Genomic DNA, 12,919 nt, shown 5'->3' with positions numbered 1-12,919 from the left:
CCGGCGGCGACGCGGTGACCGGCGCGGCCACCGTCATCCTGGCCATGGGCGCGGGCAAGAAGGGCGCCGAGCAGATCCACGCCTACCTCTCCAAGTAAGGCAATCGAATCCGGGCGGCGGACAGCGTGCTCTCTCCAAGCTGTCCGCCGCCTGGGAAATACGGATAAACAGCCAGAAAGAAGGAAATTCCAGTCATGCTGCATCTGAAAGAATATCTGCCCGGGCTCAAGCCGGGCAAGGCCCTGGATGTGGGCACCCGGTTCGGCGAGTTCGCCTTCACCCTGGTGGAGGCCATGCCCGAGGGCTCCGAGGTCATCGGCCTGGAGTGCGACCCCAAGACCGTGGAGGAGGCCAGGGAGAAGAACGGCGGCAAGGGCATCACCTTTGTCCAGGGCGAGGGCGCCCGCATGGACTTCCCGGACGACAGCTTTGAGCTGGTGGCCATCTCCAACACCCTGCACCACATCGAGGACTACGATGCGGTTCTCCGGGAGATGCTGCGTGTGCTCAGGCCCGGCGGCTGGTTCCTGGTCAACGAGATGTACTCGGACAATCAGAATGAGGCCCAGCAGACCCACTTCCTCCAGCACACCCTGGAGGCCAAGCTGGACATGCTCTCCGGCGGCTTCCAGCGCCCCACCTGGAACCGGCAGGAGATCGTCGATATCCTCAGCCCCCTGCCCCTCACCGACGTGCGGACTGTGGACCTGCTGGAGGAGCCGGAGATGGACAAGAAGCTGGAGGGCAAAAACGCCAAGCTGGTCTCCGCCGTGGAGAAGAAGGCTGCGGGCAAACCGGAGTACGAACAGCTGCTGGCCGAGGCCAGGAGCATTCAGGAGCGCTGCGCCCGCACCGGAATCCAGCGCTGCACTCAGCTGGTCTATCTGGGCAGGAAAGCCTGATTTTTATCTGCATAAACATAAAAATTGCCGGACAGCACACAGCTGTCCGGCAATTTTTCAGCGTGTGGAAAAGCCTCGGTTGCTCAGAATCGGCCTTTATCGGGGCGGGGAGCGCGAGGGGGCAGCCGCCCGCCTCGCGTGGAATCGAATGCCCCGGAAGCCTTGCACAGCAAGGCTTCCGGAGAGCGGAGCGGGGACTTTTGCGCCGCTGTGCGGCGCGAAAGTAACGGCATTTTTTATATCGAATCAGCCCTCTTCCCGGGGCGCCGCCGCGTCCAGCCCGTCCCGCAGGCGCTGGAGGGCGCGGGGGGACAGGCAGGGACCGCCCTCCTCCAGCCGCTGGAGAAATTCCGCCATCTCGGCCCGCTTTTTCTCCTGCACCGGGGCGTTGATGATGCCGGTGGACAGCCATTCCAGCTCGGCAAAGGCGTCCAGGGGCAGGTAGAGGGCGGCGTCCAGAAGATGGGAGAGAACGCCGCCGGACAGCGCCTTATCCCAGAAGGGGACGGTCTGGCACAGGCTGATCTCATGGTAGCCGGCATCGTACCTCCAGCCGAAATAGCGCATACACCGGTTGAGCTCGGCAAAGCGCAGCAGCAGGGCCGGGGCCATCTCTGCCCCGCAGAGGATGGGCGGCACCACCTTAAACTGTACGCAGCACTGCGGCGCGCGCTCCATTGTGATGGAGAGGTCAAAGTGGGCGGCGTGGAAGCCCAGGGATGGGACGAAAAAGACCGGATCGCCGTCGATTTCTCCCGCGATATAGTGGTATTTGCGGCGGTCCAGCTCCCTCTGAATCTCGGACTGCACCCGGCGTAAGGCGACATCCTGCGAACTCTCATGGCGGGAGATCATTTCCAGCAGTTCGTCGAGTTCCAGGTCGTCGTCCTCGTCCTCGCCGTCGCTATCATCATCGTCGCTATCATCATCGTCGTCGCCGTCCTCGCCGATGCCGTCCCCGGCGCCGGCGCCGTCCCAGTCCTCATCATCGGCAAACGCCAGCAATTCGTCCGGGAGCAGGAAATCCAGTTCCCCGCCATCCTCCTCCGTGCCTTCCCGGATGGGGTAGAGTTCTCCGCCGTCCACGCCCACGGACCCCGGGGCCTCCGCGCCCGGCTCCCGCTCATTCAAAGGAAAAGAAGCAGTGTGTTCCATCATAAAAAATCCTCCCTGTCTCTGTTTTGAGCCTGTTTGCCCAATAAAACAGAGCAGGGAGGAGATTGTCACGGCAGAGACAGAAAAAAAGACCGTTATTCGTAGAGAATATAGCCGCCCCAGCAGCGGAGAGAGGCAAAGGGGCGGTGGGCGGGGCTGAGGCGGGACATCCTGCGCATGTCCTCCGCCACCAGGCCGATGCGGCGGAGGCGGCGGGGGTCGAACCAGCCCGCTTCGGTCAGGTCCGCGATGGTGGCCGTGCGCAGGTACCGCTGGGCCGCCCGGAGGGCCTGCCCGGCGGGCATGGAGGAGAGGTTGTCATAAAACCGGTCCATCAGCACCAGGGAGGCGAAGTCGTCCGCCTCCCAGATGGACAGGAGCATGGCCCTGGCCCCCTGGACCTTGAAGGCGGTCTGGAACCCCACGATGCCGCTGCCCTGGCGGACGTCTCCCATACCGCTGAAGCAGGCAGACAGGACCACCAGGTCGGGCGGAGCCATCCGGCAGTGGCACAGCTCCTCGGCGGTGAGCACGCCGTTGCCCAGCACCGGGTCCGCCTTCCCGGTGAGGAGCCAGTCGTTGACCCCGGCGAAGTAGAGGCAGGCCCGGCGCATGGGGTTGGGGGAGTACTCATAGACCTGGCCGTCCTCCTCCCGGTCGCTGAAAAAGGCCCCGTGGGTGGCGATGTGGATGATGGAGGCGCGGCAGTCCTGGAGGGCGTGCTTGTCCGCCCTCCGCCGCATCAGGGGCGGGGCGCCGGTCTTTTCCGCCACCATCTGGGCCTCCAGCTTGGTGAAGGGCACCTTTTCCACCAGACTGCCCACCGGGCCGGGAGAGCGCTGGGCCGGGTCCGCCGGGGTGAGGGAGAAGTCCGGGTTACCCATGACCAGGGCCTCCCGGCCCGCCGGGTCGATGACCTGGTCCGGCTTCAGGTCCCGGGCGCTCTCCAGATAGACCAGGCTGTACCGGTCGCAGAGAAAGGAATCCGGCGCCCGGCAGAGAAGGCCGAAGGGCAGCTTGGGCAGGTCCCCGTCCGGGGAGAGGAAGAGGGTGTCCACCTCCGGGCCGAGGAGAGACTCCGCCGGCTGGACAAGCAGCCGGTGCAGGGTCCGGCAGAATAAGATGCCGGCCCGGGCGGACAGGCTGTCGGTCAGGGAGAGGAGGGCCCGCCGCACCCGGAGGAAGTTCACGGAGGGCAGGCGGCGGAGGCATGGCGTCCCGTCCGCCCGGCGGAAGAGCACAAAGACCGCGTACCGCATATCCTCCAGCAGCAGCTGGCCGGAGAGGTTGGCGGGGTAGGCGTAGTAATCCACCAGCGCGGCGCCGGGCGGCAGGCGGCGGCAAATCTCCCGGCAGGAGATCCACCGGAAGGCGTCCGGCAGGCTTCCCGCCAGGGAGAGCTCCAGCAGGCGCTTCTCCTCCTCCGGGCCGGAGACGTCCCGGGGGACGCCCCGGAGCAGCTCCTCCACCTTCCCGTCCAGGATCTCCGCCCGCAGGCGGTCAATCCGGCGGTAGACGGGCTCGTCCTCCGGGTGGGCCTCCCGCCGCCTGCGGCTGATGCGCAGCAGCCGGGAGTAGACGGCCTTGCCGTTGATGATGAGCTCGTAGAGCCGGTCTGGCCCCCAGGTGACAATCCCCCGGTCAGCCAGGGCCAGGGTGAAGTTGAGGACCACGGTGTTGGACCACAGGGAGTTGAGGATATACTCCTCATCCCGGCAGTCCAGAATGCGGCGGACGCGGCTGTCCATGCCCCGGGCCAGCTGGTCCAGCAGGGCCTGAAGGGCGTCCCCGTCCAGCAGGTCGGGGAGGAAGGGGAGCAGGGGCAGAACCGTGCTGAAGAGCATGCCCTGGGGGTGGAGCTCCTGGTGGGTCCGGGCGTCCTCCAGGGCGGAGCGGGTCCAGCGCCGGGCGGCGTCCCCGTCCCCCTGTCGGAGCGCCAGCAGGGCCCTGGCCCGCTTGAGGGAAATGGAGGCGGAGGTAACCCCGGGGCGGAGCTGGTCCAGCAGTGCCTGGCAGCGGTCCAGGGCGGCGCGGATCTGCTCCAGCTGCTCCGGGGAGGGCCGGCCGTCCCGGAGCTGGGAGTCGGCGCTGTGAAAAAGGGCCCAGAAGCGGAGCACCCCGTCGTTTTCCGAGCGGGAGAGGTCGTTGATGGGGCCTGCCACGCCAGGGGGGAGAAGCTCCTCCAGGCCGAACATACTGGCGGTGACACCCAAAATGGCGGCCGCCCGGGTGTGGTGGAGCCCCCGCGCGTCTATCAGGGCGGCCGCCTCCTGGAGCAGACGGACGACCTCGCCGTCCTGGGAGGAGTAGGCCAGGGGGTAGAGCAGGTTGTTGATGGCGGCCAGGGTGTCCTCCCCGCCGTACCCCTCCTGCCGGGCCAGCAGGTAGGCCCGCTTGGCGTGGAGCTCCATCTGGCTCAGGCCGGAGTCCGCCTCCGCGTTGGAGAAGTAGTACCGGGCCCAGCCGGTGTCCAGCCGGAAGCTGAGCCGCCTGGCCTGCGCCGTCTCTCCGGGCAGCCGCCCCAGCAGCTCCCCGGCCAGGCAGAGATGCTCCGCCACGCCGGCGGTGTCCAGCCGGTCCAGCAGGAGATCCGCCGCCAGCAGGTGAGCGTGGCAGAGAAGGGGCCGGGCGGGCTCGGTCTCCGGCTGGCGGAGCAGAATCTCCAACTCCTCCAGCGCGCCGCCCGCGTCCCCCATGACATAGCATAGTTCCATCAGCCCACAGCGGACCGACATCAGGAAGGGGCTGCACTCCTCAAAGTATTCCTGCCGGAGGGCGACGCACCGCTCCAGCAGCCCCCTGGCCTCCCTCCGGCAGGACCTGTCCTCCCCCAGAAGGTTCCCCACAATCAGCAGCAGATCAGACACGCTGGCTCCGTCAATCTGAGCCAGCGTGTCAAGGCAGTCCTCCAGGACATCCCGGTAGAGGGAGATGACCGGCGCTCCGGGCTGTCCCTGATAGAAGTGGACAATCTCGTAGAGCACCAGCATCTCATATACATAGGTGCTCTCGCCGTAGACCTCCCAGACGGTCTGATTGATGTGTTCCGCCAGGGCCTCCGCCGCCCGGGGGGAAAAGCGCTCCGCCTCCTCCCGGAGGAGAAGGGCGATCTCCATCAGGGCGGCGGTGCCGAAGGAGAAGGAGGGCGCCGGCCACGGCCCGGGGCGGCGGGAGAAGAGGAACAGCAGCACGTCCGCGCAGGCGGGGGCGTTCTCCAGCTGCCGGAGGTGCTCCGGCAGCAGAAAGAGCAGGCGGTCCCGCTCCTCCGGGGTGTCCTCCAGGGCCAGCAGGTGGAGCTGAAACAGGAGGGCGGCCCGGGCGTGCCCCTGCTCCAAAGCCTCATCCCGCAGGGCGGTCAGGCGGCGGGGGGAGACAGGGTCAGAGGACGGCCAGGTCATAGGCGCCGTCCTCCAGGCCGCGGAACTCCGCGGTCCACGCCTGCCCGTCCCGGGTCATTTCCCGGACGGCGGCGGGGGAGCCGTCCTCCCGCAGAAGCACCGCCGTGGGGTGAAGGGCGGACACCTCCTCCGCGTCCAGCCGGACGGTGAGGGCGCCGTCCCGGACGGAGAACCGGTTGCAGCTGTTCTCATTGTCCACCAGCTGATCCATGGCGGGGCAGCCGCCGCCGGCCGAGCGGGCCCCCACGGGGACGGGGTGGCCGAAGTCGCAGTCGCCGAACCGGGCGGCGTCCAGCAGCAGCTTCCGGGCGGCGTCCTGAATCCGCAGGCGGAACCAGGCGGCCCCCTCCAGAAGGCGGTCCACCGCGCCGGGCCGGGCCTGGGCGGCGCGGCGGAGGGCCAGCGCGGAGGCCGACTCCCGCAGGTCCAGCAGGGCCTGGCAGGCGTCCCGGCAGGCGGGGCAGCCGAGCAGATGGGCGTTGACCCGGGCGGCCCGGGCCATGGCCTCCGGCCCCATGCTGTCGTCGTAGACAAAGGCGAAGAGCTCTTCCAGCGCAATATGTTCACTCATCAAGGGTACCTCCCAGAATTTCGTTGCGGCTTTTTTGGACGGACTTCCTGCTCCGGCTGGTGACCAGGGTGATCTCCCGCTTTGTCAGCAGGAAGGGCCGGTCCCCCGCGCCGCCCTGTAGCTTTCGGTCCAGCGGCGCCAGAAGGTCCTCCGGCGGCGGGAGGACAAACAGCCAGCGCAGCTCCTGCCACAGGGCGTCCCGCAGCTCAGACAGCGGCCGGCCGGAGAAGCGGCGGACAATGGCCTCCGGGTCCCCCTTTTTCCGGGCGTCCCCACTGGACATGGCGGGGATGAGAATCCCGTTGTAGAGGCAGGCCAAAATCCGGTCCGGCTCCATAGCCAGATTGCAGATATGGGAGATGGCGCGGCAGCAGCGCTCATAGTTGGCCAGCTGCTCCGCGCCCACAAGGGTGGGCGGAACAGGCCCGGGGGGCGTGGTCCCGCCGCTGGTGGGTTCGTCCTCCCCAAACTGCTGGGGGCGGTTTTTGTAGTTCTTATTGAGAAAGTCATTGATCCGGCTGTTGGCCACCTTGATCAGCCAGGCGTTGCGCTGGGCGGGGGCGTTGTTCTCCGAGGAAGTGAGGAAAAAGCTCATGCGCTGCCAGACCGTGAGCTTGATCTCCTGGAGTACGTCGTCCACATCGGTAGGCTCAACTTTCGTGCGGACCAGGTACCTGATGGAGCGCTCCACCGTATTGTTCAGCTCCGCGTAGACGTCCGGGTCGCCGGCGGTCACGCCGGCCTTGAGCCGGTCAAAGAACTCCTGGGTTCCGAATTCCATCCGCTGTCACTCCTTTCTATCAGATGGGTCCGCTCTGCCCTGGTCGGGAGCGGAAGGAGGAATATCCTATATTATACAGAAGCGGGGAAAGAAGGGCAAGGTGTTGGCCGGACAAAAAAAGTTTTTTCCCGGCGTGATTTTGCAGGATCTGCGGTGTTTTTCCTCTTGAAAGAAAACTTGCCGGAAACACGGGAGGAGGAGCCGCCGTGAAAAAGTCCAACGCGGAGAAAAGACGCAGCCTGATGGCCGTACACCTGCCTGAAACCCTGATGAGCAGGCGGATTCAGAACCTGGTTGGAAGATTTGTGGACGACGGGGGGGAGCTGGGCTTTGTGTTCCACAGCACCCGGTACAGCCAGGAGGTCATGGGCCTGGATTTGGCCGAGCCCAGGCTGAGAAATCTGGTGGCCTGGCTGGCGGAGAAGAAGGAGACCATGCTGCTCACCGGGCGGCGGGACAGGGAGAACCCTGAGATATTCCAGGTCCTGGGCATGGACCCGGGCGGCCCGGACAGCGCCATGCCCGCCCTCTTTGCCAAGGAGAAAAAGACCGAGCTGACCCCGGCAAAAATGAACCTCATGCTCCGGCGCCTGGGCTTCGGGCCGGCGGGGCCGGACCTGACCGTGCAGGACGGGGGGGCGGAGTTCCAGACGGAGGAGGAGCTCCGGCTCCTGATACGGGTGTGCGGAGAGGCCTATCCGCCGGAAATCCGCGCCTGGGCGGAACAGACCCTGGACCAGTGCGAGAAGATCTGGAGCGGGACGGAGCGGGAGAAGCAGCACGCCGTCCAGGCCCTGACCTACGCCCTCAACATGGACTGGAGCATCCGCACCCTGGACCTGCCCAGCCTGGAGGAGGCCCGGGAGATTATGGACGGCGCCTTCTACGGCCTGGAGCCGGTAAAGCAGCGGATTCTGGAGGTGCTGGCCCAGATGAAGCGGACCGGCACCATGCCCTCCTGGGGCATCCTGCTGGACGGCCCCGCCGGCGTGGGCAAGACCTCCATCGCCAAGGCGGTGGCCCGCATTCTCCGCCTGCCCATGGCCGTGCTGGACATGTCCACCGTACGGGACTGCCTGGATCTGACCGGGTCCTCCCGCATCTACAGTAACGGCCGCCCCGGCCGCATTATCCAGCAGCTCTACAGCGTCAAAAGCGCCAACGCGGTCATGGTCATCAACGAGCTGGACAAGGCGGGCGGCGGCAACGGCGGGGGCAACCCGGCCGACGCCCTCCTCACCCTGCTGGACGGCAGCGGCTTTACCGACACCTTCATGGACGTGGCCATCCCCACCCGGGGCATCTTCTTTGTGGCCACCTGCAACGAGCTGGGCGACATCAGCCGCCCCATCCGGGACCGGTTCCTCCGCATTTCCATCCCCGGGTACAGCGGGGAGGAGAAAAAGGAGATCTTCACCCGCTACATCCTCCCCAAGCTGACCGGGCGGATGGGGGTGGCGCCGGAGGAGTTCTCCATGACGCCCCAGGCCCTGGAGGCCCTGTGCACCCGGTACGCCACCGAACCGGGGGCCCGGGACCTGGAGCAGTACGGGGAAAAGCTGCTCTCCCGGTACCTCTACCGGCGGGAGTCGGGGGAGGAGAACTTCTGCTGCGACCTGGACATGCTCCGCAGCGTCCTGGGCCCGGAGCGGTGCGTGGAGCGGACCATGGTGTTCTTCCCCGGCATGGTGAACGCGGCCTTCCGGGGGGAGAACGGCGTGAGGTGCTTCCCCATCCAGGCCGCCGCCCGGCCGGGCAGGGGGGGCCTGAGGCTCATCGGCGTCCACAGCGCCCGGGTACAGGAGAGCTGCCAGGTGGCCTATGAGTTTGTCTGCCGCGCCCTGTGGGACAGCGTGCGCCCCAGGGTGACGGATGTGGCGCTCTTTGTGCCCCAGAGCGTGGACAACGCCTTCGGCAGCTCCCTGGGCGTGGCCGCCGCCGCCGCCATCCTCTCCGCCATGACGGGGCGGGACCTGGGGCCGGAGTGCGCCTTCCTGGGGAGCTGCGACCTGTACGGCAACACCTACTTTGACGACATCAGCGCCGACGCCTACCTGGACGCCCTGGAGGCCGCCGGCGTCACCACGGTGTACGCCGCCGCGGGGACGGGCGCCAAGCTGTACCGGTACAGGAGCGGACGGGGCATCCGGGTGGTGGAGGCGGCCAACCTGTCCGTGCTGCTGGAGGCGGCATACAGCCTGCCCGCCGCGCTCAGGCGGATGGAAAAGGAGGAGTGAGCCATGCGGGACCGGAACGAGGAGGGCTACCTGGCCTTCCTGTGGGACACGGCGCTCATGACCGGCCTGTTTCTCTTTGCCTTCTGGCGCATGGGGCCCTGCCGGCTGGTGAGCCCCTTCACCGGGGAGCAGCTGGAGCTGGGCACGTCTGTCCGGGTGCTGGTGGCGCTGGTGGCCGTGGCGGAGGTGGTGTGCTTCCTGGCCACCTCCGCCCGCCAGCGCCGGTTCTCCACCGCCCTGGTCAACGCCGCCCTGCCCTTTGCCGTCTACTGCTTCTGCTGCGTGCGGCCCTACTGGGGCTGGAAGTGGCTGGCCGTGCTGGCGGTGCTGTGCGTCCTTCTGGTTGGACTGGCACTGTCCAGCGTCCTCACCCCCGCCCCGGCCCGCTGGACATGGCCCATGCTTGTCCGCAGCAGGCTCCGCTTTTTCGTCTCCCGGGGGCGGTTGGCGGTGGTGCTGTGCTTTCTGGGGGCGCTGGCCACCGTGGTGGGCAACAGCCTGTTCGGCATCCCGGTCCTCACCGCGGAGACCCCGGAGACGCCGCCGGACACCCCGGAGGTGGACGAGAACCGGCTGGTCTGTCTCAACGAGGACCTGTGGGACCAGCTGGACGAGGAGGAGCGGCTGGAGGTGCTGGGCGTGGTGGCCCAGGCCGAGGGCGCCTATCTGGGCACCCCCGACATGCCCTCCGTCCACGGGGCCTACCTGGGGGGGTATGTGGTGGGGCAGTACGACTGGGAGAGGGAGAGCATCACCATTGACCTCCAGATGCTGGGCAGGGAGACGGCGGCCGAGTGCGTGGACACGGTGCTCCACGAGATGTACCACCACTACCAGCAGTGCCTGATGGACTGCTATGCCGGCCTGGAGGAGGAGTACCGCGCCCTGCGGGCCTTCCAGAGGGTGCCCGGGTACATCGAGGAGACGGAGCACTACCAGACCGACGGCATGGGGTACTACACCCAGAGCCTGGAGGAGGACGCCCGGGCCCACGCGGAAGAGCGGACGGACTACTATCTCGCCATGGCGGCGGAGCTGGCGGGAGAGGAGTAGAAAACATGGAAAACGGCCCCGGGCGCACCGTCAGGTGCGCCCGGGGCCGCTGCGCGTCAGGCGTCGGGCAGCCGGGAGCTCAGCTCATCGATAATCTCTCCGGCGATGCGGTAGACCCGGTCAAAGTCCACATGGGGATTGTAGAGGGATTCCAGCTCGTCATGCATGGCCTTGGCCTGGGCCAGGGACTCCACAGCCTCCTCCACCAGGGCGGCGGACACCTTTTTGGAGAACCGCAGTCTGGCCCTCAGGTGCCGCATGACCTCCTGATCCGCCATGGCGTCCAGCCGCAGGCGGCGATAGGGCCGTTTGCCGTAGGGCAGGGCGGGGGTGCTGGTGACAAAGGCCAGGGACAGAGCGGGGATGAGCAGGTGCTCGATCCGGTCGGGCCACATGGGGGAGGGGCAGAGAATCACATCGTACCCCGCCGCCATGGCCCCGGTGGCCAGATGGGTGAGCATGACGTGGCCCAGCCCGTAGCTGTCGGACAGCTCGTAGACCCGGCGGCACAGGGCGTCCACCGTGTCGAAATTGCACACGATGCCCTTCCAGGTGATGGCCCCCAGGAACCGCTGCACCGCTTTTCCAGGCTCCTTCCCGCTCTTCTTCACCTCCCGGGCCAGGATGCCCCGGGTCCGCCTGGCCAGCCTGGCCTCCACGGCGGGGGTGATGAGGGCGGCGCGCATGTCCTCGCCGATCTGGGCCGCCGCGGTCAGGCAGCGGTAGGCCCGTTGATAGCAGCCCTTGTAGCCCTTCATGCAGGCCGTCAGCTCAGCGCGCACCGACTGAAGCCCCGCCCGGTCGTAGCAGTCGCCCAAGTTGACATAACGCTCAACCGCTCCCGGCAGCTTTGGCTCCACCACATGGGCGCGGGCAACCGGCGGCCGTTTTCTCCGCCGCCGTCAAAATTTCCAGGTGATGCGGACGGCCTGCTCTCCGGTCTCCGGGTTCCGCTCCCCGATTTCAACGGCTTCAATCAGCAGAGCCGCCAGCGCCCGGGGCAGCTGCTCCAGCCGCAGCAGCTCATCCATACGCCCGGCCATATCCCCGCCGCCTTCCGGACAGGGCGCGGCCTCCAGCCGGGCCATCCGCTCCTCCAGTTCGGCCTGCTCCGTCAGGAAGGACTGGTTCAGCGCGCAGAACTGCTCCCGGCTGAGAAGGCCCTCCACCTTGTCCAGGTAGAGGGCCTTCAGGGCCTGCCGGTTCCTGGCCAGCCGGGCGGACAGGGCCTTCCGCTCCCGCTCCCGGGCGTCCTCCTCCGGAGCTGCGGCGGCGGGGAGGGCCAGCGTCCCCGGCGGGCAGCACAGCCCCACATACCGGCGGACCTGCTCCGCCACCAGCTCTGTCAGAGCGTCCAGGCGGACGGCGTGGCGGGTGCAGCCCCCGCCGTCGGCGTACCGCCGGCACCGGAGGTAGGACGGGCCCTGCCTGGCGTTGGTTGTCCGGCTCATGGCGCTGCCGCAGTCCATGCACCGCGCCAGACCGGCCAGGGGGTGGGGGGTCCCCCCGCCGCCGCCCCTGGCCCGGAGGGCCAGCCCCTGCTGGACGGCCTGAAAGAGGGCGGCGTCCACGATGGCCTCGTGGGTGCCCTCCACCCGGAACCACTGCTCCCTGGGCAGGTCGACAAGGGCCTTGGACTTGTAGCTCACCTTTTTCCGCCGCCCCTGGACCATGACCCCGGTGTACATCTCGTTGCGGAGGATGCGCCACACGGTGGTCTTGTTCCACAGCCCACGCCCGTCCGCGCCCGGGGGAACGCCGGGCCAGCCCCGCTCCAGCTTGTACCGGGTGGGGTTGGGGATGCCCTCTGCGTTGAGCAGCCGGGCGATCTCCTGCTTGCCCCTTCCCTCCAGGGACCAGCGGAAGATCTGCCGCACCACCCCGGCGGCCTCGGGGTCCACCACCAGGCGGTGCCGGTCGGCCGGGTCCTTCCGGTAGCCGTAGATGGGGGCGCCGCCGATGTACTGCCCCTGCCGCCGCTTCATGTCCAGGACCGTGCGGATGTTCTCCGACAGGTCCTCCAGGTACCACTCGTTCACCAGGCCGTTGATCTGCCGGGCCTTCTTGTTGCCCCGCACCTGGGTGTCGGCGTTGTCGGCCACCGCCACGAACCGGATGCCCCAGAGGGGGAACAGGCCGTGGATGTACTTCTCCACCAGCTCCATGTCCCGGGTGAACCGGGACTGGCTCTTGCACAGGACGACCTGGAACCGCCGCTCCCCGGCGTCCCGGAGCATTTGGTTGAAGCCGGGCCGCAGGCGGTCGGCCCCCGAGTAGTCCTCGTCGCAGTAGATTTGAAAAACCTCCCAGCCCCGGTCGGCGGCGTAGGCGGTCAGCAGGGCCTTCTGGTTGCGGATGCTCTCGGAGGCGTCCCCCTGCCGGTCCCCGTCCTCCTTGCTCAGCCGGGTGTAGATGGCGCAGCGCACCGCCCCGCTCATGCCTTCAGCACCCCGGACAGCCAGGCGGCCACCGCCCGCCGGACGGCCTCCCGGTCCGGCGGCGCACTGGATTTGAACTTCTCCGTGAGTACCAGCACGGTCTTGCGCATTTCGCTCCCTCCCCCTCTCATGGATTCCATAGAACTCTATGAGCGGCAAAGGGGGAGTATGAACGGGAGCCCTCAGGCTGTCGAAAAAGTGGCGGAAGCCACTTTTTCGAAGGAGCTTCATGAAATTTTCACCTCGATTTGTGATAAAATTGTTGGAAAAAATTTCATGAGAAGCGTCATTTTCGAGGCGCATGTCCCCGAAAATGACGGATTTTCATTTGATTCCGTCATCTGCGGATGACGGAACTCTGCGAGGCTTCCCCTTCTGGGAGGT

The 12,919-nt window shown here is 67.2% G+C and carries 9 protein-coding genes and 1 pseudogene; 4 read left to right on the top strand and 6 right to left on the bottom strand.

Translation table 11 applies throughout. The annotated features are described in order from the left end of the window. Positions 1-98 (top strand): annotated as a pseudogene (locus QZY67_RS10310) (glutamate synthase); the annotation flags it as partial. Positions 99-194: 96 nt separating this feature from the next. Further along, a complete protein-coding gene (locus QZY67_RS10305; RefSeq protein WP_295370039.1) occupies positions 195-902 on the top strand; it encodes a class I SAM-dependent methyltransferase in 708 nt (235 codons plus the stop codon). Positions 903-1,148: 246 nt separating this feature from the next. On the opposite strand, the gene QZY67_RS10300 is transcribed toward QZY67_RS10305, so the two are convergent. The 4 genes from QZY67_RS10300 to QZY67_RS10285 all read right to left on the bottom strand — a co-directional run bounded on the left by QZY67_RS10300 (position 1,149) and on the right by QZY67_RS10285 (position 6,807). Beyond that, on the bottom strand, positions 1,149-2,060 hold the full coding sequence (locus tag QZY67_RS10300; RefSeq protein WP_295370037.1) for a hypothetical protein: 912 nt from the start codon (positions 2,058-2,060) through the stop codon (positions 1,149-1,151). Positions 2,061-2,152: 92 nt separating this feature from the next. Further along, on the bottom strand, positions 2,153-5,455 hold the full coding sequence (locus tag QZY67_RS10295) for a CHAT domain-containing protein (protein WP_295370035.1): 3,303 nt from the start codon (positions 5,453-5,455) through the stop codon (positions 2,153-2,155). Then, a complete protein-coding gene (locus tag QZY67_RS10290; RefSeq protein ID WP_294536568.1) occupies positions 5,436-6,026 on the bottom strand; it encodes a hypothetical protein in 591 nt (196 codons plus the stop codon). Before QZY67_RS10290 ends, QZY67_RS10295 begins: the two co-directional genes overlap by 20 nt. Further along, a complete protein-coding gene (locus QZY67_RS10285; protein WP_295370032.1) occupies positions 6,019-6,807 on the bottom strand; it encodes a hypothetical protein in 789 nt (262 codons plus the stop codon). Before QZY67_RS10285 ends, QZY67_RS10290 begins: the two co-directional genes overlap by 8 nt. Before the next feature lie 206 nt (positions 6,808-7,013). Between QZY67_RS10285 and QZY67_RS10280 the strand changes: the two genes are divergently transcribed. Both QZY67_RS10280 and QZY67_RS10275 read left to right on the top strand, forming a co-directional pair. Further along, on the top strand, positions 7,014-9,044 hold the full coding sequence (locus QZY67_RS10280) for an AAA family ATPase (RefSeq protein ID WP_295370030.1): 2,031 nt from the start codon (positions 7,014-7,016) through the stop codon (positions 9,042-9,044). A 3-nt stretch (positions 9,045-9,047) separates the two neighbouring features. Then, a complete protein-coding gene (locus QZY67_RS10275) occupies positions 9,048-10,097 on the top strand; it encodes a hypothetical protein (protein WP_295370027.1) in 1,050 nt (349 codons plus the stop codon). Between the two features lie 56 nt (positions 10,098-10,153). Here the strand turns inward: QZY67_RS10275 and QZY67_RS10270 are convergent, their stop codons facing one another. After that, positions 10,154-10,960: a hypothetical protein gene (locus QZY67_RS10270; protein WP_295370025.1), complete on the bottom strand. Its 807-nt coding sequence runs from the start codon at positions 10,958-10,960 to the stop codon at positions 10,154-10,156. A 39-nt stretch (positions 10,961-10,999) separates the two neighbouring features. Continuing rightward, a complete protein-coding gene (locus QZY67_RS10265; RefSeq protein ID WP_295370024.1) occupies positions 11,000-12,535 on the bottom strand; it encodes a recombinase family protein in 1,536 nt (511 codons plus the stop codon). Positions 12,536-12,919: the final 384 nt, after the last annotated feature.

The sequence above is a fragment of the uncultured Pseudoflavonifractor sp. genome, from assembly GCA_904419835.1.
Taxonomy (GTDB): Bacteria; Bacillota; Clostridia; order Oscillospirales; family Oscillospiraceae; genus Pseudoflavonifractor.
Note: the sequence above shows the minus strand (reverse complement) of the source record. Positions and strands in the feature narration are given on the sequence as shown.